This window comes from Rhizohabitans arisaemae, assembly GCF_025996515.1.
GTDB lineage: Bacteria > Actinomycetota > Actinomycetes > Streptosporangiales > Streptosporangiaceae > Rhizohabitans > Rhizohabitans arisaemae.
The window spans coordinates 356,454-381,854 of record NZ_BLRH01000014.1 but is presented as its reverse complement, the minus strand read 5'-3'; the positions used below and the strand labels follow the sequence as shown (position 1 = coordinate 381,854).

At 65.4% G+C, this 25,401-nt stretch carries 8 protein-coding genes; 3 read left to right on the top strand and 5 right to left on the bottom strand.

The features are described 5' to 3' along the window. Window positions 1–636: 636 nt before the first annotated feature. The gene (locus RUR_RS08200) at window positions 637–9,297 is read right to left on the bottom strand and encodes a DUF6531 domain-containing protein (protein WP_283134313.1); all 8,661 of its coding nucleotides are present in this window, start codon (window positions 9,295–9,297) and stop codon (window positions 637–639) included. Window positions 9,298–13,188: 3,891 nt separating this feature from the next. Here RUR_RS08200 and RUR_RS08195 point away from each other — a divergent pair. Beyond that, a complete protein-coding gene (locus tag RUR_RS08195) occupies window positions 13,189–14,559 on the top strand; it encodes an NsdA family TPR-like regulatory protein (protein WP_283134312.1) in 1,371 nt (456 codons plus the stop codon). A gap of 143 nt (window positions 14,560–14,702) precedes the next feature. Here the strand turns inward: RUR_RS08195 and RUR_RS08190 are convergent, their stop codons facing one another. From RUR_RS08190 to RUR_RS08175, 4 genes are all read right to left on the bottom strand, one after another. Further along, the gene (locus RUR_RS08190) at window positions 14,703–16,247 is read right to left on the bottom strand and encodes a trypsin-like serine peptidase (RefSeq protein WP_283134311.1); all 1,545 of its coding nucleotides are present in this window, start codon (window positions 16,245–16,247) and stop codon (window positions 14,703–14,705) included. Between the two features lie 441 nt (window positions 16,248–16,688). Beyond that, window positions 16,689–17,846: a trypsin-like serine peptidase gene (locus RUR_RS08185; protein ID WP_283134310.1), complete on the bottom strand. Its 1,158-nt coding sequence runs from the start codon at window positions 17,844–17,846 to the stop codon at window positions 16,689–16,691. Between the two features lie 213 nt (window positions 17,847–18,059). Beyond that, entirely contained in the window at window positions 18,060–21,332 is a 3,273-nt protein-coding gene (locus RUR_RS08180; RefSeq protein WP_283134309.1) for a S8 family serine peptidase, read from the bottom strand. 441 nt (window positions 21,333–21,773) lie between these two features. Continuing rightward, window positions 21,774–23,315 carry a trypsin-like serine peptidase gene (locus RUR_RS08175; protein WP_283134308.1) on the bottom strand — a complete coding sequence of 514 codons (1,542 nt, stop codon included), beginning with the start codon at window positions 23,313–23,315 and terminating at the stop codon, window positions 21,774–21,776. A gap of 238 nt (window positions 23,316–23,553) precedes the next feature. On the opposite strand from RUR_RS08175, the gene RUR_RS08170 reads away from it, so the two are divergent. Both RUR_RS08170 and RUR_RS08165 read left to right on the top strand, forming a co-directional pair. Next, window positions 23,554–23,988 carry a subtilase-type protease inhibitor gene (locus RUR_RS08170; protein WP_283134307.1) on the top strand — a complete coding sequence of 145 codons (435 nt, stop codon included), beginning with the start codon at window positions 23,554–23,556 and terminating at the stop codon, window positions 23,986–23,988. A 24-nt stretch (window positions 23,989–24,012) separates the two neighbouring features. After that, on the top strand, window positions 24,013–25,149 hold the full coding sequence (locus RUR_RS08165) for a DUF6986 family protein (protein ID WP_283134306.1): 1,137 nt from the start codon (window positions 24,013–24,015) through the stop codon (window positions 25,147–25,149). Window positions 25,150–25,401 lie beyond the last annotated feature (252 nt).

The following is a 25,401-nucleotide window of genomic DNA, read 5'->3' as shown; positions in this document are numbered from 1 at the left end:
GATTCTAACAAATTCTCCCGTACTAGGCCGACCCGCCAACCATTCGCCATGCCGACGAAATCGCTCAATACGATGAGGCTTGCGAACCAGAATGATCTCTATCACAAGTTCCCCTGTATCCCCCCGAACAACTACGTTCCCGTCGAGAGACAGCATAACAAATGCCGGCCGACAGCTTCCGTTGCCGAGAACTCCCGAGGCTGCACCAGCGCCCATGAGGTCCCATCGATCCGACAGCTCAGTTCGCGCCCACCACCATGTACCAGGCCAGCTACTTTCAGCACAGTTAACACCTACCAGGAATTCTGAGCCGAGTTCTCCAAATAGCCCACCATCTCGAGATAGTCGATACCACCCACAGTTACCCCTCTCCTGCAGTATGGAATCATCAGAATCCACTGGCAAACTGAACACGTCATCGACCTCAGGAGAACTGCTAGCGAACGTCGCAACCGTTGGCGGAATAAGCGGGGTGGCCAGATCAACCATGCCTCTGAATGTTAACCCAGCCTCGGCAAGCGACGCTGCCAAAACTGCTTCTCTCATAACACACACTCACAGATCTCCCAAGACACAACACCGCAGAGCAGCATTTATGAGGCACCTAGCAATAAGTAGGCGACGCGAATTGCCCAATTACCTCGTAACCCATGGACACGAAATTATCTGATTATAATTATGAGCGCCAGCCTTATCCCTTCCCACGTACGCCATATTCCCATTCGCATCAACTAGGACGCGGGCTTGACTGAGTGGATCACCGTTGTCATAAATTGCCGACCCTCTCCATCTCTGAGCACTTCGAGGAGCACCGTTTGCTTGATATACATCGGGACGTCTGTTACCGGCAGAACCAGTCTCCCTCTGCGGATAGCTTGGGTCCTGTAGGATATTGTTAATAATATCCACAACGTCTCGTGGTGCACTGAAGTACGCCCTGTAATTTGCACCTCGCTTCTCAATCTCGGCCGGGGAGTAATCGTCATCGGGCGTCCAGTCGCTTTCACGTGGCGGCTTTGTATTGTGAACGAGGATTGATTGATCCCCGATGATCACATAATAGGTGGGAATACCAGCTACTGTGAGGTTGTGGACGCGTTGTGTGACGGTGCGGTGCGTTAGGGCGGCGAGTTGGATGTAGGTGCCAGCGCCTGTGCGGAGCCACATACCGGGTTCGAGGTCGCCAGCCGGGACCCATTTGCGAAGGTCTTCGACCCAGAAGGGGTGGTCGTCGGTGGCGGTGATTGTGTCGGTGGCGTTGCCGCGGTCGCCGTCGAGGTCGATGGCGAGGTCGACGAGGTTCTTTTCGCCTGTACTGGCGATCAGAGTGGTGACCGGCTTGGGTTCGGTGCGGCCGGTCTGCGGGTCGGAGGCCAGGACTTCGTCGCCTGGCTTGATGTCCTCGATGGGCTTGCTTGAGCCGTCGGCCATAAGGACCGGCGTACCGGGGACGAAGCTGTTTCTGCGCCTGGTGTCGCACGAGTCGCCGGCGCCGGGGATGTCGACTGGGATGTCGGGGACGATGTTCTCGATGATGTCGTCTACTGCATCGTCTACGACGTTCTCGGCAACCTCCTCGATGACGTCCCTGATGCAAGCTCGGATACTTCGACACACCGCTGGAACATTGAGGCCGAAATCCTCAAGGCCGGCGTCGATTATTGCGTCCTTGAAGATTTCCTTGGCATAGGGGCTGGGAGTCGGGTTCCCGTTGTTCCCGCTGTTGTTGGGCTTTCCTCCCTTGTTTCCGCCCTTCTTGTTACCCTTCCCTGCGCCGCCTTTGCCCTGCGGCTTGCCCTTATTCCCCTTGTTACCCTTGTTACCTTTGCTTCCCTTATTGCCCTTGTTCCCCTTATTCCCCTTATTCCCCTTGTTACCCTTGTTACCCTTGTTACCCTTGTTACCTTTGCTTCCCTTATTGCCCTTATTGCCCTTATTGCCCTTGCTGCCTTTATTTCCCCTGTTTGTCTTGTTGCCCTTATTGCCCTTGTTTACCCTATTGTTCTTATTGTTATTAGCCTTAGTCCTGTTCTGATTAGCCTTAGATTTACCCCGATCCGCTTTCGGTCTCTGATTGGCCTTGGACTTGGTACCTGGCTTTCCGGCATTGTTGTTCGGTTTCGGCTTGCCGACGTTGTTCGGCTTCGGCTTGCCGACAGGCGGCTTCGGAGCGCCTTGAGGCTTAGGCTTGCCACCCTTGCCACCGACTCTCTGAACCGCCCTGACCACCTGCTTGACGGCCCGTACCGCCGCAGTCCGTACCGCGACCTGCACCGCAACTCTGGCGACCATGAAGAAGATCGGAATACAGAACGGGCAGTTGCCCGACGGGTCGGTGTAGTTGAGCGGTGAGCCGCTGGCGTAGCTGTAGCGGTTGAGGTTGCCCGACGGATACGGGTCGATCGTCCAGTCGTCGCGGGAGGCGAATCCGCCGGTGCCCGGCATGTACCAGCGGGCGGCCATGTTGACCTTGCCGGTGTCGGGGTCGGTGTACTCGCCTTGGAAGCCGAGCCGCCTCCCCACCCCGGTCCGGGCGCTGATCTCGCCGAACGGGCTGTAGGCGGTGGAGTCCACCAGCGCGCCGCCCGAGTACGTGGCCACCACGTCGTCGTGCTGGTCGCTCATGACCCCGAGTGACACGCCGCCTTCGGAGAGCCCGAGCAGTTCCCCGTCGGGGCCGCGGCCGAAGCGGGCTTTGACCACTCCGGCGCCGTCGGTGACGACGGAGATGTCGTTCTCCAGGCTGGAATAGGAGTATCGCTCCTCGCTGCCGGCTTTGGTCCGGGAGGCGATGCGGCCCAGGCTGTCGTAGGAGTAGGTGACATCGCCGTCGGAGACGAGCTGGTCGAACGCGTCGAACTTCAGCTCTTTGGTGACCCCACCGGTGGTCTCGGTGGCGATGGTGCCCCGCGGCGTGTACGTGTAGCTGGTGCCGCCGCCGGAGAGGAGCCGGTTGCGCTGGTCATAGGTGAAGGTGTTGGCTCCGGCTCGGGTGCGGTTGCCGGATGCGTCCCATTCGTAGGTGGTGCTGGTCCCGGCCGGGTCGGTCCACGAGGTCAGCCGCCCGACCTTGTCGTACCCGTAGGTGTTGGTCCCGGCGCCGGCCGTACCCTGGGTCACCTTCGAAACAAGGTTGTCGTCCTTGTCCCAGCCATAGTTGATCTTGGCGAGCTGGGCGCCCACGTCGTTCTTGAGCGTCTGCTCGGTGATCCGGTCCATGGCGTCGTAGCCGTACTCCTGCAACCCGGCGGGGTTTGCCGAGGTCTGCGAGACGGGCCGGTCGTTGTTGTCGTAGGCGTAGGTGAGCGACCGCCCGGTGACCGGGTCGTTGGTGGATTGCAGGCGGTCGACGACGTCCCAGCCGAAGGTCGAGGTGCCGTTGTCGTCCACCCGCTGGGTCGGGTTCCCGTACGCGTCGTAGGTGAACGCCGCCTTCTGCGTCCCGGCCTTGGTCAGCCTGGTGAGCAGCCCTCGGTCGTTGTACTCCAGTCCGTAGTCGCCGATCGAGGTCTGCCGCCCCGCCTTGTCGTAGCCGAACGTCCACTGCGGGGTGACGACTTCGGCGTTGGCGCCGACCTGCCGGACCAGCCTGCCGAGCTGGTCGTACTCGTTGTCGATCCGGACCCCGCCGGGCTGCAGCGAGGCCAGGTTGTTCCCGTCGGCGTCGTAGACGTAGGTCCAGGTGCGGTCGGCGGCGTTCGGGTGCGCCGTGGTCGCCGGCTCGATCTGGGATTCGATCTCGCCCATGCTGTTGTAGGTGGTCCACACCGTGTTGCCGCGGCCGTCGGTGGTCCGGGTCAGCGAGCCGGCCGCGTCGTAGCCGTACGTCGTGCTGATCGTCTGGGTCCCGGTGACCGGTTCGATCAGCTCGATCAGCTGGCTCCCGGCGTCGTAGACGCTCTGCACGGTGTTGCCCTCGGGCGAGGTCTCCGAGGTCTGGTTGCCCGCCAGGTCGTACCCGAAGGCGGAGGCCCGCAGCTCGGTGCCCGCGTTGTCGGTCTCCTTCACCGCGGTACGGCGTCCCGCCAGGTCGAACTCGTTGATCGTGGAGTTGCCCAGCGGGTTCGTCGCCTTCACCGTGCGGCCCATCAGGTCGTAGGCGTAGGTGGTGGCGTTGTTCGCCGGGTCGGTCTCGGTGACGATCTCCCCTGCCGCGTTCACAACCCAGGTTGTGGTACGGCTCTGCGGCCCGATCTCCTTGGTCCGCTCGTCGGCGTCGTTGTACTCCAGCGAGGTGACGAAAGCCTGCGAAGTCGGCGACCGCTCGATCAAGGTCGTGGTGATCGGGCGCCCGAGGTCGTCGTAGGTGTTCTGGACCCGTGCCCCCAACGGGTCGGTCCCAGCCAGCTGCTCGCCCAGCAGGTCGTACTCATAGATCCACTGCCCGGCGGTCTGTCCGGTGACAGCCGGTTCGGTGACCCGCACCCGGTTGCCCAGCCGGTCGTACTCGGTCGTCCAGGTCGAACCCCGCGGATCGGTGTAGCTGGTCACTTGACCGGCATGGTTGTACGCGTACGTCCGCTGCGGGGTGAGGGTGCCCCCGCCCGGCTGGGCGTATTGCGGGTCGGTGACCGAGGTCAACCGTCCAAGCCGGTCGAACCCGTACCGGGTGGTGTCGCCCTCCGGGTCGACCAGGTGGGTTCGCCGCCCCGCGCTGTCGTAACCGAACCGGGTGACCGGGCGGGCGTTCACCGCCGCCACGCCGGACTTCTCGATCCGGACCTCCGGTTCCTGCATCTCCACAGGACGACCGGCGATGTCGTACCGCATCATCGCCGTGAACGCCGCGGCGTTGGCGCCGGCCGCGTTGCCCCGGGGGTCGGTCACCGCGGTGATCAGACCGCGGTCGTCGAACGTCCGGGTGGTCACCAGGTCCGTGGCGCCGTTGCGTACCGTACGGCGAATCACGTCGTCGTCGGCGTTGTAGGCGTACTCGACCACTTCCTCGCGGGTGGTTCCGGCGGCGGTCGCCCGTACACGCGTCACATTGTCGTTGGCGTCGTAGACGTACTCGGCCTTGCGGGCGAGCCCCGTCGGGTCGAAGGTCTCCGAGGTCAGCCGGTCCGCGGCGTCGTACACGTAGTCGCTGCGCTCGATCCCGCCGCCGCCGACGACCCGCACCACGTTCCCGGACGGGTCGTAGGTGTTGGACTCCAGCACCACGTCCCGGGGAGTGAGGGAACCGTTGAGCCGGGCGTCGTCGGCGATGACCTCCGCGAGCAGGTCGTCCGCGAAGTAGGTGAAGCTGGTCTTACGGCCCATCGCGTCGACCCGGGACGCGAGACGGCCCTCCGGGTCGTAGGCGTAGGACTCCAGGACCTTGTCCTCAGGAGCCTGGGGAGCCACCGGGCTGCCCGTCCATCCCTTGATCGTCCTGGTGGCCAGCTCACCGCGCGGGGTGTAGGCGTAGTCGAACCGGGTGCCGAGTTCGTCGATCACCTGGGTTCGGGCGCCGGTGTTGTCCCAGGTGTAGGTGAGTGTGCCGTTCTCGGCGCCGGTCGTCGTCGCCACCCGGCCGTACGCGTCGTAGGTATAGGTCACCGTTCTGGCCGCGTCGCCCCCGGTGAGGTCGCCGACCGTCTCGGTCAGCGTGTTGCCGTCGGCGTCGTAGGTGAAGGTCACCTGCGAGGTGTGCGTGGCGTTCGTCACCTCGTTCCGGACCCCCGGTCCGGTGTGCGTGGCCAGGCGCGACTGCGCGTCGTAGGTGAACGTCGAGGTCACACCCGCGGGAACCGCCGCCGAAACCTCCGTCTTGGCGGTGACCCGGCCGATCGCGTCGTGACCGTACCGGGTGATCAACCCGGTGGGCTCCGTCACCTGGGCCACGTCACCGGCCGAGTTGTAGGCGTAAGTGGTCTCGTTGCCCTTGTGGTCCCTGAGTGAGGCGATCAGTCCGGCGGGCGTCGTGCCGCCCCCGACCGCGGGCTCGGTGCCCGCGGTGTACGTCGTCAGATCCGACCGGCCGGTCGGGAAGTCGGAGGTGGCCGGGGTGGACTGCGTGGTCTGCTCGCCGTGGGTGTTGAACGTCCAGGTGGTCGCGTACGTGTCGTCGGTCGCCGAAGCCGACCTGCCGTCCCTGAGTTTGACCAGCTGATCGTTACGCGGGTCGAACGGGTCATCCACCCTCAGGAAGTAGTCCAGGTATTCGGTGAAGCAGTTGCCCACCGCCCGGCAGGTCTTCTTCGCGATCGCGTTCCCGCGCGCGTTGAAGGACATCTCCACGCCGTTGCCGTTCCGGTCGACCACCTTGGCGAGGAATCCGCCCTCGTCGTAGGTGTACCGGGTGACGTGGCCCAGCTGATCCGTCTGCCGGACCGTACGCAGGCCACGCATCGGGTCGTCGGCGTAGACGAGGGAGCCGCCCTTGGGATCGGTCACTGTGACCGTGGCCAGCGTCTGGGTGCTGGACTCCCTGCTGTACGCGGGGGCCGAGACTTGCCACTGGCCGCCGTCGTCGTCGGTGTGCGCGGTCAACCGGCCGCCGTCGGCCGCGTAGACGTTGTGCGCCCACACCCGGCCCGACGGCTCGGTGATCTGCGTCAGCTGGGGCTGCGGGTTCCGCGCCGCGTAGTGCGCCTGGACGAGCTTCAGATTGAGTGGCTTGCCGTACACCGCCACTTCGTCGATCTCACCGGCGAAGGGGAAGGCGCTCGGCCCCGCCGACGTGGTGGTCGCGGGCCACGACGACGAACCGAACCCGTAGCCGATCCGGGTGTCCCACTGGAAGAAGTGATTGATGGTCCCGGCCAGGGTGCCGACGACCTGGCCGTCCAGGTAGAGCGTCTGGGTGTCCTCGGCGCCGGACAGCACCACGTGGTGCCAGTTGCCGTCGTTCACAGCCGCCGCCGAGGTGATCGGGGTGGCCGCGCTTGTGTAGAACTGGCCGCGAAGCTTGCCATCGGTTCCGACGTACACCACCGGGGTGTACGACGTCGCGTAGATGTCCGCCGAGTTCTGGTATCCGATGACGGTGCCCGAGCCGGTTGTCTTGAACCAGGCTTCCACCGCGACTCTGCCGCCCCGGCCGCTGATCGTCGCCTTGGGCAACGAGACATAGGTGGAGCTGGAGGTGCCGCCGAACCGCATCGCGTTGTTCCCCGAACCGGTGATCGGGCCGGGCACCCCCGTCGTGACGTCCGCGGTGTAACCGGTCAGCTTGGCGTCGTCGACCCCGAGGTTCCACCCGACCGAACTGGCTATCTTCGTGCCGGTGGAGGTGGCGGTCTCGTTCAGCCGCCAGTAGCCGGCCGGGCTCGAATTCTGAACCATGCTTCGATAGCGGGACGCGTCCCCGTAGGTGTAGGTGGTGCAGACCGTACCGGCCGCCGGAGGGCAGGTTTTGCTGAGCTTGCCGGCGTCGTACTGGTACGTCCAGGTGATCGGGGTGCCGTTGACCGGATCGGTGGACACCGACGTCACGTTGTTTCCGGTCCAGGTGAAGGTGAGGGTACGGCCACCGGCCCCGGTTACCGAAGCCAGCTTTCCGGACCCGTCGTAGGTCAGATCGTGTGACCTGTTCCGGTTGTCGGAAACCTTGGTCAGCCGACCCGAGCCGTCGAACCAGTAGGAGGTGGAGGACTTGTCCATCAGACGCCAGCCGCCCGCGGGCACCGTGGCCAGCGTGGCATAGGTGCCCTGCGGAGGGGCGTAGGTCCCGTCGCCCTTGGCGGCGAAGCGGACCTGACGGCCGTCCGGGTAGGTGACCAGCACCGTCGAGGTCTGCGGTTCATCGTCCAACCGCATGTCCCAGCGGGTGCTCCATCCCGCACCGAACATCCCGCTCCGCGGATCCTGGCTGTTGTACGTACGGCTGATCGCCAGCGGCAGTCCGGCGGTGGGCACGTTGAGATCCGTCACGGTGTGCGAGTAGTTGCCGGAAGCGTGGTTGAAGTCGCGGCCGTTTGTGCCCGAGGTCAGCAACGAGTTGATCGTGCCCTGCTCGGGGGTGGGCGTGAAGGCACGCCAGGACGACGTCACGGTGGCCAGACTGGTGGCGGCCTGAGCATGCCACCAGTAGGTCTCCCCCCACTTCAGCTTCCCGCCGGGCACCTGCCAGGTTCCCGACCGATCCCACGAACGCCCGCTCTCACACCACGTCCAGTTCGGCCGGGTTCCCGCGCAGACCTGGAACCAGTAGGTGACCGGCTCTTCGTTGAAGGGCTCGGCATGTGCCGACAACGTCGGGGTCAGCGAGCCGACCTGCATGTTGTTGTCCGGGGAGAAGACCGTGAACGGCAGAGCGCTGACCTTCGCCGACACCCAGTCCGACCAGGGACCGTTGACGCCCGTGGTCGTCACACCGCGTGCGCGCCAGCGGATCATCCAGCCATCGGTCAGGGTCGCGCTGGCGGGAAGCGTCAACCACGCGCTGGAGCCCGATGGATAAGCGGTTGTGGCGGTACCCGAGTAGATCAGGCCCGTCCCCTGTCCTTCGGTAGCGGGGTCGTGCTCGACCTCCACCCCCAGATAGGACTGCCGGTTCTCAGCATCGGTGATCTTGGCATAGAGGGAGGGACGCAGTGTGCCGACCGTCCACGTTGTGGCACCCCGCGTCGCCGGAGTCATGCCCAGCGCCTCCGCCGCCGGCTTCTTCAGATCCACGCGGGCCGACCGCCAGTCCGACCAGGGGCCGTTGACACCTGTGGTGGTCACACCCCGGACCCGCCAGCGCACCAGCCAGCCGTCGGAGAGAGTCGACGCCGGCACCTGCAGCCGGGGTTCGCCACCCGAGGCCGCCGCGACGGTTCCGGTCGCCGACCAGATCGCGCCTGTCCCCTGAGTCGGGACCAGAGGATCATGCTCGATCTCGACACCCAGATACGAGGTACGGGCATCCGGGTCGGTCACCGTCGCGCGAATCCAGGGGCGCAGCGACGACGTCGTCCACAGGCCCGAACCCTCGGTGGCGGGGGTCAACGCCGGAGCGGAGACCGACGGCTTGCTCAGGTCGACTCGTGTCTGCTGCCAGGCCGACCACGGACCGTTGACCCCGGAGGTGGTTACCCCGCGGACTCGCCAACGCACCAGCCAGCCGTCCGTCAATGTAGCCGTGGGGACCCGCAGCCAGGCCTTGTTGCCCGGTGCCACCGAGGTGGTTCCCGTCCCCGACCAGATCGCGCCGGTGCCTTGACCCGGTACGGAAGGATCGTGCTCCACCTCCGCGCCCAGATTGGCCCAGCGGTTCTCCGGGTCGGTGACGACACCGTGGATCCACGGTGTCGCCGAGGAAACCGTCCAAAGCCCGGAGGTTGCGGTCGCCGGGGTGAGCCCCTCTGCGGAGACGGCCGGCTTGTTCACCTCAATCCTGGCCTGATGCCATGCGGACCATGTGCCAGGGGTTCCACCGGTGGTCACACCACGCACACGCCAGCGGACAAGCCATCCGTCGGTCAGCTGCGATGAGGGGACCTGCACCCAGGCGTTGGAACCTGAGGTATGAATCGATGTTCCTTGACCTGCCCAGATGGACCCGGTGCCCTGGGTCGGCACCGACGGGTCGTGCTCCACCTCAGCAGCCAGCCGGGAGGACGACCCGCCCGGATCGGTCACCTGGGCGTAGAACCAGGGAGTCAACGAGGAGAGCGTCCACAGACCGGACCCTTGAGTACCGGGCAACGCGCCCGGGCTCGTGCCGACCGGGTTGTTCACTCGAACCCTCGCCGGTTGCCACTCCGACCAGGGACCGTTTACACCTCCTGTATGCCCCCTAACGCGCCACCGCACCAACCAGCCATCCGACAACCTCCCGGAGGCCACCGTCACCCACACCGTCGAACCGGAAGTCGACCCTGAACCGGTGCCAGTCGACCAGATCGACCCGAGGCCCTGCCCTGGCACCGATGGATCATGCTCGATCTCCACCGATGCCCCTACGGTCCGGCCGAGAGGATCGGTTACCTTCGCGCCCAATTGCGGGGTCAGCGACGTGAACGTCCACAAACCATCTTGGCCCGCCCCTATTCCCGTCAGATCCGACACCGTCGGCTTACGGAGATCAATGTGGGCGCTTTGCCAGTCCGACCAGGGACCATCCGCACCTCCCGCGGGACGGCCCTTCACCCGCCACCGCACCAACCAACCGTCAACCAGCTTCCCGGAGGCGACCTCCGCCCTTACCGTCGTCCCCGAAGGGGATCCCATCCCCGTGGCACCCGACCAGATCAAACCGCTGCCCTGACCCGGAACCGAAGGGTCATGCTCGACCTCAACGGCCACTCCGACGGTCCGGTTGAGAGGATCGGTAACAGTCGCCCCCAGCTGGGGGGTCAGAGACGACAACGTCCACAAACCAGAACCCTGTGACCCTGGTGAGACACTCAACGACGACACAGCAGGTTTACCGATATCGACCTTCGCCGCCTGCCACTCCGACCAGGGGCTGTACAGGTTCCCGGAGCCAAATGTCACACGACCGCGGACCCGCCACCGCACCAGCCAACCATCCTGCAGACCGCTGGCCGCACCTGACGTCACGGTCGAGCCTGCAGGAGAAGCGTTTCCGGTGGATCCCGACCAGATCAACCCACTGCCTTGGCCCGACGCCGAAGGATCGTGCTCCACCTGAGCTTCCATGCCAACGTTTCGGGCCTGGGGATCGGTCACCGTGGCGCTGAAAGTCGGAGTCAGCGACGACAACGTCCACAAACCGGAACCCTGCGTCCCCGGAGAAGCACTAAACGAGGACACAGCAGGCTTACGTAGATCAACCACGGCCGTCTGCCAGCCAGACCACGGTCCGTAGGCCGTTGTGCCTAGGTGGTCAATCAACACATGGCCTCGCATACGCCAGCGCACCAACCAGCCATCCTGCAAACCACTCACCGCGCCCGAGGTCACCACCGAGCCGGAGGCCGCGCCATTGCCTCCGTTATACGACCAGATCAGCCCACTCCCTTGACCCGTTGACGACGGATCGTGATGAAGTTCGGCATGAATCCCTACGTTCCGGTTGTCTGGATCGGTAACCCTGGCACTAAGTGTCGGAGTCAACGACGACAACGTCCACAAACCGGAACCCTGCGTCCCCGGAGAAGCGCTCAACTGGGAAGTGGTGGGCTTATTGAGATCCACCTTGGCCGACTGCCAATCCGACCATGGACCATAAAGAATGGTAGTCCCCGATATCACAGACCCGCGAACCCGCCAGCGCAGCAACCATCCATCCTTTAGATGTCCAGACCACGTCGGTACCGAAACCACGGTTCCGTTAGGTGATCCCTGCCCCGAACCGTACGTCCAGATCAGCCCTGAGCCCTGGCCGACGACGGCAGGATCATGCTCAATCTCGACCGACAATCCCACGGTTCGACCATCGGGGTCGGTCACCACGGCGCTCAACGTCGGGGTCAACGACGTAAAGGTCCACAGCCCTCCAGCCACAGACCCCGGAGAAGCGTTGAGCGACCATACGGAAGGCTTGCTTACATCAACCTTCGCCGACTGCCAGGCCGACCACGGGCCGTAAACCCCCGTGCTCTGCGGCCCCGCTATCGACCCGCGCACCCGCCACCGCACCAACCAACCATCCTGCAAACCACTCGCTGCCGGTGAGGTCACCACCGAACCCGAGGCGCTCGCCCAGCCCGTACCGGAAGTCCAAATCTGTCCGCTACCTTGCCCCGTCGCAGAAGGATCATGCTCTACCTCGACGGATAGCCCCACGTCGGCACCGCCCGGATCCCTCACCCTCGCGCTGAACGTCGGTGACAAGGAGGAAAGAGTCCACAGCTCCGCACCTCTTGTAGCCGGTGCCGCATTCAACTCTGAAACACTCGGACCGCTTACCGAGGCCTCACTCCGCAACTCCGCATTCACAATCACCGCTCTCGACGTAGACGGGGTACTCGCCTTCGACGCCGGAGCCTTCCTGGCCATACCTCGGTTCACCGGTTTGACTGTCCGGGCAGGGGTCCCGGCCGGGGGTCCCCGCTGGGACTGGCTCACCTTGGGCTGCTTGCTGGGCGAGCGTCGAGGTTCCTTGGCCTTGGACTCCTTGGCCTTCCAGGGCAGCGGTGGCGGAGACTTCAACCCGCCTGTGGCCGGCTCCTCAGTCGGCTCATGCCGTACTTCCAACGGGAAAGCGCCTTTAGGGCGTTTGCCGGTGGGAACCGCAGGGCCGGCAGTGCGCGCCTTGGCCTTCGACTGGGTGTTCTCGGAGCCGACCGCATGCGGGAGGTTCTTCGCCGATCCCGCCTGTTGCACGGGAAGGTTCAGCTTCACCGGAACCGGCTCCGCTACCGCAGGCAGGGCTTGGAGTTCGACAAGCCCTGGGAAAACCACAACGGCGATCACCATCGCCGCCCGGACGAGCCACCGGCTTGACACCAGCGACACCAGACCAGTCCCCTCGCCACGCATACGCGGTCACCCTCCGAGGCATCGGCACAGCAGCAACGAGCTCGCCAGCTCTTCCCGCACGCCTGCCTGAGGACAACAGCTTGCGCTCGGAGCATGATCTTCTCGAGTGATCCACTAGATATCACATTCACCCCATAACAGGCATAGGTGGCAAATCTCACACTAGGCAATAATTAGAACTTCGATTACAATTCCACCTCAAGTGATTTGGATGCACCCAAATCCCATGTGACACCGATGCTCGATCCCATATGCGACAGACATCGAGTCCCACAGGGAGGAGAGGGGCGGGTGCACCCCCAGCCAACGAGATGACCTACGCCGAACAGGCTGTATGCCTCATCGGCAAGAGTTTCGAGAGAAACTGACAGGGTTGACGTCGACTGTGGATTATCACCATGTGGCTCGTTATCCCACCGACCTATTGCTCTTGCAATTAGTCCGCAATTGTGGCCACGACACCCGGATCGGCGAACCGGCCGCTCCCTAAGTCGAGCGGGACACCCCTCGGGGGCGCGTGAGTTACCGACGGACCACGCCTCACCTCAAGGCCAGATTGATGTCGCCTGGACGATAGCGCCCTTTACCTACGTGTCTCCGCCATAGAGCAGCCTCCTCGCCTTCCCCCGCACTCAGCCAGTATTCGACAAAGCAAGATGTCGATCACCCTAGGTGCTATAACGAGAGCTCTCTGTTATTCCATTCGGCAAGGGGTCGCACGAGAAGCGGGTGGCGCGCACAGGGCCTGTTCCCCCTCCGGACAGCCGACGCACCACTGCTGCGCACCGCGAACGCACACCGTGCCTGCCGATCGAGAGGAGAAACGCATCGATGGCGCGTAAGCCCACCGAGCCGAACCGAGTGCTGCGGGCGCTCATCTCCGAGGCCGGGTTCTCGCACAAGGGGCTCGCCCGGCGACTCAACGAGCTGGGCGCAGACCGCGGGGTGCCCGGGCTGCGGTACGACCACAGCTCGGTCATCCGCTGGCTCGCCGGGCAGCATCCCCGCGAGCCGGTCCCCCAGCTGCTCGCGGAGCTGTTCGAGCTCTGTCTCGGCCGGTCCGTGACCCCGGCGGACGTGGGCATGCGCACCGGTGCGGTTGTGCCAAACCTGGGACAGGAGTTCCCCCACACCTGGCAGGAGGGGATCAGTACGGTGACATCGCTGTGGAGGGCGGATGTGGAACGGCGCAGATTCCTGGTCGACTCGACGTTCGCGGTAGGGGCGGGGGCGACCGGTATCGCCCGGTGGCTCACCGTCCCTGACGGTGAGAAGCTCGCTTCGCGTGGCGCCGGACGGCAGGTCGGCATGGGCGACGTCGCCGACATCCGGGAGGTCTGCCGGTCGTTCGGCGAGCTGGACAACCGATTCGGCGGAGGCCGGATCCGCACCACGCTCGCGAAATACCTTGATTCATCGGTCTCGCCCCTGCTGCGGGACGGTGTGTACGGCGACACGGTCGGCCGGTCGCTGTTCTCGGCAGCCGCGGAACTGACCAAACTCGCCGGCTGGATGGCCTATGACCTTGAGCAGCACGGCCTGGCCCAGCGCTATCTGATTCAGGCCCTCCGCCTGGCGAGGGCTTCCGGAGATCACGGACTGGGCGGCGAGATCCTCGCGGGGATGGCCCATCAAGCCGTCTACGTCGGCCACCCTCAGCACGCCCTCGACCTCGCCCGGGCCGCCCAGTTTTCCGCGCGCAGGGCCGGAATCCAGTCTCTCCTCGCCGAGTCCTGTGTCATGGAGGCCCAGGCACACGCCGCACTCTCCGACGGCACCGCCTGCGCCACCTCCCTCCACGAAGCGGAGAAGGCCTTCGATCGGCGCAAACCCGGCGAGGAACCGTCCTGGATCTCCTACTTCGGCGAGGCGTATCTGTCCGCCAAGTTCGGGCACTGCTTCCGGGAACTGGGTGACCAGGCGAACGCCGTACGGCATGCGCGGCGCGCACTGGACATGGACGGAAGATACGTCCGGGGACGGATGTTCAATCTGGCGCTTCTGGCCTCTTCGCACGCACTCGGTGGGCAGTTGGACGAGGCGTGCGCCGTCGGGGCTCAGGCACTGAACCTGGCCGGGGAACTGCAGTCCGCGCGGACCAAGAGCTACCTCGCCGACCTGCGGCGGCGGCTCGACCCCTTCCGCGGTGAACCTGCGGTCGCGGCTCTGCTCGACCAGGGCGGCAGACCGGCCCCCCGGTGAAAACAGGAAGAGCTCCCGCCTCGGACACCACGTGGCGGGAGCTCTGTTGTCGACACCTATATATAGGTGTCTTCCTGAGACAGGGCGCAGGGCCCGGCAGATGCCGGGCCCTGCGTTTGGTGCGACGTTCAGGCGGTTAAGCCTTAGAGCCGGCCGGCACCGTCGTAGTTGGAACCCGGCACCTTGGGTGCAATCTGGGAACCGCTCCACAGGTTGGCGGCAGCCTTGTACACGTCGTAGGTCTCGCTGTCGAAGTACGGCGAGGTGGTCGTGTCGTAGCGCTTGTTGCCATCGGCGTCGTAAGCGAGGCTGAAGACACCGTTGAGCAGGCCGAGACGGCTGCCGTTGCTGTACTTGGCGAGCCAAGGACCACCGGACGCGCCAGCGGTCATGGTGCACTTGATCGCGATCTGCTCTTCGGCCTTGTACTTCGCGGAGACCGGAGCCTTGGCGGCCTTGCCGTAGCACCACTTCGGCGTGTTGCCGGTGAACGGGGTGTTGCCGTCCGGGTGCGAGCCACCCGGGTAGCCCCACGCCATGTAGGTGGTGCCGATGGGCTGGTTCCAGGTGAAGCCGTGGCCGCCCACGTTCTTGCCGAGCGCGCCGACATCCGAGATGGGGTGGATGAAGTAGTGCGTCCGGTAGTACTTGCTGGCGTCCGACTCCTTGACCCACGACTGAACGTAGTAGTGGGTGATGGTGTAGTCGCCGTTGGCGTGCTTCTCCTTGTAACCGGGGCCGGTGTACGCGTCGAACTCGGCCTGGGTCACGTGCTTGACCTCAGGAGAGCCCAGCTTGTAGCCGTTGCCACGGTTGAGGGCACCCTCAGTGGTCCCGTCGCCCTTGGCGAGGGTGTAGACCTCCTTGGTGACTTCCTTCTTCGTCACCTTGGCGTCCGGGTGGGTCGGGCCAACCTCAACGGCGTCGTTCTTCGCGTCGACGCTGCAGGGGCCACCCTCGCGGATGCACTTCTCGTACTCCGCCTTGGTGATCTGGCGGTCGACCGCGGTGACGTCGTAACCCTGCTCGTCGTACTTCTTGGCGTCAGCCGGGGAAACCTCAACGGGCTTGTGCTGGCCGAGTCCGTTGAAGACGGTCACGAACGCGTAGTCGCGGTCGTAGTCCTCGAAGACGTCGAAGTCGGAGTGGACGGCCACGGACTTGCCGACGTAGATGCCGAACGGACCGTACAGGCTGTCCAGGCCCTCGCCGGCGCCACCGCGGGTCTTGCCCTGGTAGTAAGCCGGGATGAAGACCCAGTTCTCGACGAGCTGGTTGGCGTCGGTGTCGTAGACACAGTGACCGGCGGTCGCGACGAGGTTGCGGTACTTCGACTGGATCGAAGCGCCGGAGCAGTAGTAAGCCTGGTCACCGACGGTGAAGAACACACGGCCGACCGACTTGGGAACGTTGACGTTCTTGTAGGTGACCGGGGACTTCTTCTCCTGGCCGATCGGGGGGATCGTGCCGGGCTTGCCGTCGGCGGCGACCTTGGCGGCGCCGCTGCTCTTGGTGCCCTCGAAGCCGGTGTACTGCTTGGCGGAGGCCAGCTTCGAGGCAGTCCAGGTGCCAGCGATCTTGGTGGCCTCGCCCGCAGTCGCGAGCTCCTTCTTCTTAACCGGAGCCGCAGTCTCAGCGGCGACAGCCGGGGCAGCCAGGGTGGCGCCGATCATGCTGGCGGCAGCCACAGCCCCACCGAGGGGGAGAACCAGGCGCCGAACTCGGGAATTCAATGAAACTCCTCGCGCTGTCGTGGAACGGAACTTGCGTCCCATGCGTCAGTAAAGGGATAGCCAGGAACATACATGCTGGATCTTGGTCCGTGTAAGGCGATTCGCAACGAATCCTGAGCCTTCCCTGCCATGAGATCTCTTCGTTACAAGCCGAACCTGCCGGACAACATGGGGCTTGTGGGACTTCTGGGGCAAGTTTTCGCTGATCAGCATGACTGTTGCCGATCAAGCACCGTCAGAAGTTTTTGATCATGGACTCAGAAAACGATCTAGGTTGTGTGACGCAGATCACATCAAGTTTGTGGGTCCAAATCGGGCTCCGCCACGTCTAACTCGCCCCACAACGACGAATGGCCCCGGCAGAGCCGGGGCCACGGATCGAAAGACTCGGGGATCTTATCCCGTCTTGACGCCCACCGCGTGCTTGTACACCGCAGCCGTCTCGGCGTTGAAGTAGGGCGACGAGATCTGGTCGTACTTGCTGTCGGCGTTGGTGTCCCACGTGAGGCTGTTCACGCCGACCAGATAGCCGGTCCTGGTCTTGTTGTTGTAGCCGGCCAGCCAGGGCCCGCCGCTCGCGCCCGGGGTGAACGGACACTTGATCCCCACCCCCTGGTCCAGCCGGTACCGAGGAGAGGGTGCGATCTTCTTCGAGGTGCTGTGGCACCACTTCATCACACTGCCGTCGAAGGGCGCCGCGCCGTTCGGGTGCGATCCGGCCGGATAGCCGAAGGAGTACACCTGGAGCTTGCTCCCCCGGTTCCAGTCGAAGCCCTGACCCCCGACGTTGTCCCCCAGTCGGCCGACCGAGACCGGCCGGTAGACCGGTTGCCCCTTGGCGTCGGTCACGCCCTTCTCCTGCTCCCACTTGTAGCCGGAGTGGACGTTGACGAACGCGTAGTCGTAGTCGTAGTCCTTCTCCGTGGCGAACGCCGCGTGCAGGTTGAGGGTCTGCCCGACATAGATGCCGTACGGCGTGCCGCCGTCCCCGTAAGCCGGGACGAAGATCCAGTTTTGCGCGGGCTGCTTGGTCTGCACGTTGTAGGCGCAGTGCCCGGCGGTCGCCACGAGGTTACGGTTCGCCGAGGAGAGCGCCGTGGCGGAGCACCAGTACTCCTTGCCGTCGACTTCGAAGAAGACCTTGCCGACCGTGCCGGGAAGGTTCACATTCGGCCCACCGGCGGGTCCGTGGGCCGTCGGGGTGGCCGGAGGTACCGCGACGCGCGGAAGATCGAGCTGCGGCGCCGTGGGAGGCACGCGTGATCCGACCAACGGCTTCGCGGACATCGGGGTGGCGGCCGCGGGGGTGTACTCGGTGAAGCTCTTCGCCTGCTTGAGCCGTTCGGGCCGCCAGTGTTCGACGACTTTCTTGACCGCCGCCGCGTCCGCGGCCATCGGCACGGAGCGGATGTTGGGATTCGCGGCTTTGGCAGTGGGCTTCGCAGGGCTTATGATCTTGACGGCACCCGCCGGAACGGCCACACTCATGCTGATCACCCCGGCGGCGAGTGCGCCACCAAAGGTCAGCGCGAGCCGCCGTGCTCGGGGGTTCATCTGTGACTCCTGATGCCATCTGAGGTCGCTACTACGCCGACCATAACCGTATCGGGTGATTTTTCCAGATCAACTTGGCCATGGTGCCAGAAATGCGAGCATCGCCGCGAGCTCGTTATGGAACGGATACCGAGAGTGACATCTCGGTTACAACCGTGCACGACAAGGCGAGACCCGGCCTCGCCGGATGCGAGGCCGGGTCCGGTGGCCTGCTTACTGAACGGTGATCTTATCGACGTCCACGGTGTCGCCCCGTACCAGCGGGGTGGACATCGAGGTGGTCACGTCGTACCGACCGAGGTAGAGACCCATGATCTTGAAGGTGTAGGTCATCGTCTCTCCAGGGGCACCCGGCGTGCTGGTGACCCGCAGGTCCTGCGTGGGCAGCCCGGCGATCTGGCTGCCTGCGGAACCGTCGGCGTTCTCCGCACCCACGGTCAGGCCGTAGCCGGCCGGAGGAGCCGCGGGCAGGTTCGCCGGGTCATAGGTGTAGGTGATGTCCTCGGTGCCGTTGAGCCCGATCCACTGCTGGAAGACCCGCTGGCTCGACGTCCCGTAGACGTTGACACGCCACTCGATGACCAGCCAGTCGTCGACACCGTCGGTGAGCGTCGCGGCGTAGATGCCGAGCGCATCGGAGCCGTCCAGGTCGGTCCAGAACGGGGCGAGGACGTTGTTCGGCGGTGTCGGGTTCGGCAGCGACTGCGGGACGTACTCGATGTCCGCGGTGCCGCTACTGCCGCCGGCGATCGAGTACCCGTTGGACGTGATGCCGATCCTGGTGTAGTTCCGTCCCGCGAACCGGTAGCTGGGCACGGTGAAGTTGAGCGCCTGCTCGTCACCGATCGGCACCGGGGTGATCCCGAAAGCGCTCAGCGGAATGAACCCCGCCGGGCTCGCACCCGGAGCGATCACCGGCCGGTCCGGCTGCCGTCCCGCCAGCGTCTTCTGCGCGACGATGCCCCACGGGTTCTGCGGATCCCGCGTCGCGCCGACGACATCCTGGATGTCCAGCGAACGAGCGGTGCCCGTCCGCGAGGTCACCTGGGCCGAGGCAAGGGTGTTGTTCTGAATCGTGACCGAGCACGAAGACCGGCCCGTTGTCACCGCGATGGTGGTCGGGGCGCAGGTCTGGGTGACGGGTATGATCCCCTGCTGCCGGTAGAAGGCGACGGGCAGGCGAAGGTCGGGACCGCCGCCCTCGGTGTCCAGCTTGATCTGACCGAAGTACTGCCCCTCGGGCAGGCTTCCCGCATCGATCTTGATGTTCAGCGCGACGGTGTCACCCGGCACGATGTTGAAGCTTGACGGGGTGACCGTGATCGAGGCGCCGCTCGGTGCGACGCCGGAGACGCGGTAACCGACCCGAGTCGACGCGACGTTCTTGGCCACCCGGGTCGTGGTGATCACGCCGGGCATGACCGGAGCGTTGATCGACGGCAGGTTGAGGTCGATCCGGTTCTGTGGGTCGTTCGCGGACGCCACGAAGTTCGCCGCCGTCTCGTCGAAGGTCACCCCGGGCTTACCGGCCAGGCCCAGGTTGATCCGGCCGCCGCCGAAGTCGAACGGGTCGGCGGGGGTGACCTTGTCTTGCTTGAAGACCCCGGCGGTCTTGCCCGTCGTCTCCAGAGCCGACTTGACCTGGCCCGGGGTGAACGTCGGGTTGAGCGCGAAGACGAGCGCCGCGGCGCCGGCCACGTGCGGGGAGGACATGGAGGTGCCGGCGATGGCCTGGTAGTACTGGCCTTGCGGGCCACCGGCCGCGTCCTCCAGGACCGGCGTGTTGCCGGCCAGGATGTGCAGACCGGGTGCGGTCACGTCGGGCTTGAGGAAGTCGCCGCCGGGGCCGCGCGAGGAGAACGTGGTGATCACGTCGCCCTGCCAGGTGGTGGCGGTGCCCTGGGTGAACTTGGCGGTGGCGCCCGGGTTGTTCGCGAGGAAGGTGCGCAGCGTGTCACCTTCCGGCTTGTCCAGGTGGACCGTGGGCAGCCAGTGGTTGTCCGTCATGACGTCGGCGGCGGTGCCGTTGTAGAGCAGCATGCCGGCCGCCCCGCCCTGCCTGACGTTGAAGCCCTTCACCACTCGGCCGGGTCCGCGCTCACATGCGACGATCTTGCCGGTGAAGATTCCCGGAGGCGCCGGGGAGGTGCATAGGGCGTTGTTGTACGGCGGTGCGGACGCGAGCACCACGGGGAGCGGGCTGGCGACACCGGCGGTGATGGAGGCACCCTTGATCGTCGCGCTCGCCCCGCCGGCACCGGCGAGGGTGATGGTGGACTGGAAGGTACGGCTCTGCGTGGACGCGGCGACCGTGGTCACCCACGGGCTGCGGTGCGCCACGGTGTTCGGGCCGGGTCCGCTGTTGCCCGCGGAGGCCGCGACGAACACGCCGGCGGCGTACGCGTCGAGGAACGCGAGCTCGACCGGGTCACTGTAGGGGTCGTTTCCACCGGAGATGGAGAAGTTGATGACGCGCACACCGTCACGGATGGCCTGGGCCACCGCGGCGGCGGAGTCGGACTGGTAGCAGCCTTCGAGGCCGCAGACCTTGTAGATCGAGACGTGCGCGGCGGGGGCGATTCCATGGATGTTGCCGCGGTTGATACCGAGCGGGTTGGCGCCCGACGCCGGGCCGCCGGCCGAGGTGGTCGCGGTGTGGGTGCCGTGCCCGTTGGAGTCGCGGGCGCTGTCGGGGAAGACCTCGCCACCGACGATGATGTTGTAGGTGTCGAGGAACGGCTGTCCGCCGATGACCTTGTTGTTGCAGACGAAGACGTCGGTCGCCGGGGTCAGCGGGTTGTCGCCGAAGTCACAGGTACGCGGGGTGCCGTCCGCCTTTGCCGGCGGGGCGGGGAGGTTCCCCGGGTCGGCGAACTGCGCCTGCTCGGGCCAGGCACCGCTGTCCAGGATGCCGACGATCACGCCCTTGCCCGAGGAGGAGCTGCCCCCGAGCTGGTTGTAGATCGTGTTGGCCCCGATGAAGGCGGCGCTGGAGTCGGTGTTGGGCCGCTCCGCGGAGTCTTCCTGCACGGCCGCGACGCCGGGGAGCTTGAGCAGCTCGGCCGCCTTGTTGCCGGGCAGGCGCAGGCTGATGCCGCCGAGGACCAGCCGCAGCTTCTGCCCCACCTTGGCTTCGGGGATCCGCTGGCCGAGAGCGGAAAGGAAGGCGTTCTCGACGCCTTCGATGTACTTCTCGTATTTCTTGGCCGCGGCGCCGTCGGGGTCGAGCTTCTTCTTGGTGGCCGAAGGACTGGTCGCCTCAAGGCCGTTCACCCCGCCCTTGTAGGCGGCGATGGCGTCGTAGTCCAGCTTGACCACGACGTTCACCAGGTCGGGGGATTTGTTCTCCAGCAGCTTCGTGTCGCTCTTGGCGAGCTTGCCACTCGGCGACTTCGCCCCTTGCACCAGCTCGGGGGCGGTGAGCGCGGTGGCCTGCCACCTGCTCGTGGCCGAGGAGGAATTCGAGGGGGTTGGTTCAGCGGACACGGCGGTCGGAACGATCAGTACGAACGCTCCCAGCGCGGCGGCAAGTGTGGCCGCTCGCTTCCGCCGCCTGTCCACCGGTAGGTAGGACTGGTTGGTCACGACACCTCCTGTGATGAGGAGCACAGGCCGGTCGGCCCCTCACGGGGGAGAGCCGTGTACGCCCAGCAGGCAGCGCGGAGTGAACACGCCCCTCCCCGCGGGGCTGACAAGCAAAGCGGTCGCCAAGATCAGCGACCGAATCCGAGCAAATCTTAACTTCGCCTTATCTGATCGCATAGACATAGGAATATGTATTTTGGGATTTCTGAAACGGTCCAATCCCTCTAAACATCTCTGAATACTCATATTTCCGGACAAACTACGCGGGCCATTGCCATATCGGTCTGATAACGCGAAACAGGACCCGACACTCCGCCGGGTCCTGTTCGGTCAAGGAACGTGTCAGCCGCCGAGGCTTCCCGTCCACAGATTCGCCGCCGCTTTGTAGATCGCGTAGGTCTCCCCGTTGAAGTACGGCGAGGAGACGCGGTCGTAGCGCCGGTTGCCGTCGGTGTCCCAGGCCATGCTGACGACACCGTTGAGATAGCCGGTACGGCGGGCTCCCGAGTAGTTGACCAGGAGCGGTCCCCCGTTGGCCCCGGGGGTGAAGGAGCACTTGATGCCGACGTGCTCTTCGAGCTTGTACCTGGCCGAGGCGGGCATCGGCGCGGTCGTGCCGTAGCACCACTTCATCGTGTGACCGCTGTAGGGCTGGTTCCCGTCCGGGTGCGCGTCGGAGGGGTAGCCGAAGGCGTACACGGTGGACTTGACGCTCCGGTTCCAGGTGAAGCCCTGGCCCCCGACGTTGTCCCCGAGCCGACCGACGTCCTGCTTCTTCACGATGTGGAAGCGGAAGACGACGTACGTCACGTTCGCCGTCCGCTTCACGTACTTCACCACGTAGTGACGGGTGATCGTGTAGTTGCCGGCCTCGTCCACCTTCTTGTAGCCGAGACCGTCGTAGGCCTCGAACTCGGTCTTGGTGACGTGCTCGACCACGGTGTTCCACCGGGTGCCGGTGGCGGGACGCTTGTCGGCGTCCCCGGAGTTCGGGTCCTGGCCCGGCTTGAGGGCGGGGGCCTTCTCATAGGCCCACTTGTCCACCTCGACCGGGGCGAAGATCCCACCCTTGTAGCTCGGCCCGACCTCGTCCTCGGTCTCGACCTTGCGGACCTCGCCTCGGCCGTTCTTCTGCAGCCACCGGTCGTAGGTCTCGAAGTCGACGACCTCCTCCTTGATCGAGGCGTCGCCTCCCCTGTCGACCCATTCCTTATAGGTCTTGTAGTCGACCTCGGCCGGAGCCTTCAACTGGTACCCGTTATAGACATTTACAAACGCGTAGTCGTAGTCGTAGTCCTCAAAAATGTCGAAATCACGGTGTGTGTTCACTGTTGCGCCGACATACAGACCGAAGGGCGTTTTGCCCTGGTGGTAAGCCGGGATAAATACCCAATTGTCGGCGTAGCGATTCTTCCGGGTGTCGTACACGCAGTGACCGGCGGTGGCGACCAGGTTCCGGAACCTGGACTGCACCGAGGTCGCGGAGCACCAGTAGAGGTTCTTGTCGCCTTCGAAGGTGAAGAAGACCTTCCCCACCGTCTTGGGCAGGTTGACGTTGGCCGACCTGCCGACACCGCCGCCCGCGCCCTGCGGGGCGATCGAGCCGGGTCTGCCGTCGGCGGCCGTCCTGTTCGCGCGTGGCATGCGGAGCTTGCCCCGGACGGTGGGCTGCTCCTCGTAGTTGACGGCTTTCTTGAGTTTCGTCGAGGACCAGAAACCGACGACCTTGGCCGCCTCGCCCTTACCGGCGAGCGTCGCCTTTCTGAGGTCCTTGGGTGCGCCCTGGGCGGCCGCCGCCGCGGGAACCAGGGTGGCGCCGATCAGCGACGTCGCGAAGACCGCGGCGCCGAGAGGGAGGATCAGGCGCCCTGCTCGGGGGTGCATACAGTCATGCTCCTTCTATGTCATGAGGCGCTCGGGACGCCCCACGCGTACGTAAAGAGACAAGAAGGGACCATAACCCCTTGATCTTGGACGAAGACCACTAAAAGTGGACAAATCTCCGCGCTGATATCGGTTCGTTACCAAAGCCCCGGCGCCCACGCGTGTTGTTCGTTGCTCTCGGTGAAGGCGTGAACAAGGCTGAGAAAGCCCCCCACACCAGCTATGACCAGGGGGTTTCATGAGAACCGCACCACTGCGGAGCATCGGCGTCGCTCTGCTCACCGGCGCCGCGCTGACGTTCACCACCACCGCGGCCGTGGCCGCCGTACATCCCGAGCCACCCGTCAAGGAGAGCAAGATCCGCCTGAAGGCGCTCATCCTCACGATCGCGAACGGCGAATCGCCCGTACCGGCCGAGCGGGTCGCGCTCCTCTTCTGCGACCCGCCACGCGGCACCCATCCGGCGGCGAGCCGGGCCTGCGCCCAGCTCAATCAGGTGAACGGCGACCCCGCCGAACTCGACGTGGACCCGGGTGCCATCTGCCCGCTCATCTACGCGCCGGTCACCGTCACCGCAACCGGCGTCTGGCAGCAGAGCCTCGTCCGATTCGAGCGCACCTACGGCAACTCCTGCCAGCTGCGCGCCAAAACCGGCAGGGTCTTCGCCTTCTAGGCGGCGGCTCGTACGCTGGCGCCTGTGAGAACCACCCTGGGCGCCACGCACCACCACCGCCAAACGCCGGAGCCGCCGGCCGGGCAACCGGCCGGCCGGCAGCCGGTGCACACCGTGTACATCCCGGCGGACCGTTTCGACGCCGGCACCGTGTCCGAGCTCGGCACGGCGGCGGCCCGGCTCCTCGACACCCGTTTCGACGCCGAGGCGCTCGGCCTCACCTCCGACGATCAGGCCTTCGCCGGGCTCGTCCGATCCCGGGTCGCGGCCAAACTCGCCGCCGAGCCGGTGGAGGACGTGCGGATCGACTTCGAGGACGGGTACGGCGTCCGCCCGGACGGGCAGGAGGACGCCGACGTCGGCAGGGCCGTCGAGGCGGTGGCCGCGATGGCGGCCGGGAAGACGCTGCCGAGGCGGTGGGGCCTGCGGATCAAGTCGTTCGCCGACGGCCACGCCGACCGCGCCCTGCGCACCCTCGACGGCTTCCTCACCGGGATCGCCGACGCGACGGGCGGGCTGCCCGAGGGGTTCACCGTGACCTTCCCCAAGGTGACGCGCGCCGAATACCTCGACGAGTTCGAGCGGTTCCTGGAGGCACTCGAGCGCTCGCTCGGCCTCCCGGACGGGACCCTCCGGTTCGAGATGCAGGTCGAGACCACCCAGACCGTGATGTTCCTCCTCGCGGGCCGGGGCCGGACCCCACGGCTGGCCGCCGCCCACTTCGGGGTGTTCGACTACACGGCGTCCTGCGGCCTGCCCCCCGAGGAGCAGCGGCTCGACCATCCGGCGTGTGACTTCGCGCGGCACGTCATGCAGGTCGCGTTCGCCGGGACCGGGGTGGAGCTGTCCGACGGCTCGACCAACCTGGTCCCGGCGAGCGAGGCCGCCGCCGACGTCCACGCGGTCTGGCGGACCCACTCCGCCCTGGTCCGGCACTCGCTCTCCCACGGCTTCCATCAGGGCTGGGACATGCACCCCGCCCACCTGGTCAGCCGGTTCGCCACCGTCTACGCCTTCCACCTGGCCCGTCAAGCGGGCTACACCGCCCGGGTCTCGGCATACCAGGAGCAGGCCGAACAATCCGGCCTCCTCGAAGAGCCCGCGACCATCCGGGCCCTCTCCGCCATCCTCCGCAGAGGCACCGACTGCGGCGCCTTCTGACCGCGCCGCTCCCCCGGAGTGTCCGGTACGGCCCCACGCGGCGGAAGCCGTACGGAATCTTCGGCGTTCCCGGGGTTGGGCGGGTAGGCACGGTCCCTTGGACGTGCGGTACCCCGTTAGGCACGATCACGTTTACAAGAACAGTGTTCTTAACATTGACCGCGGTCGGTTCACGCCGGACAAAGAACGTCCGGCGCGAACCGCCGCGCGCATTCTCGCGCCGCCAAGAGCGCGGCGCGAGAAGTGCGGACG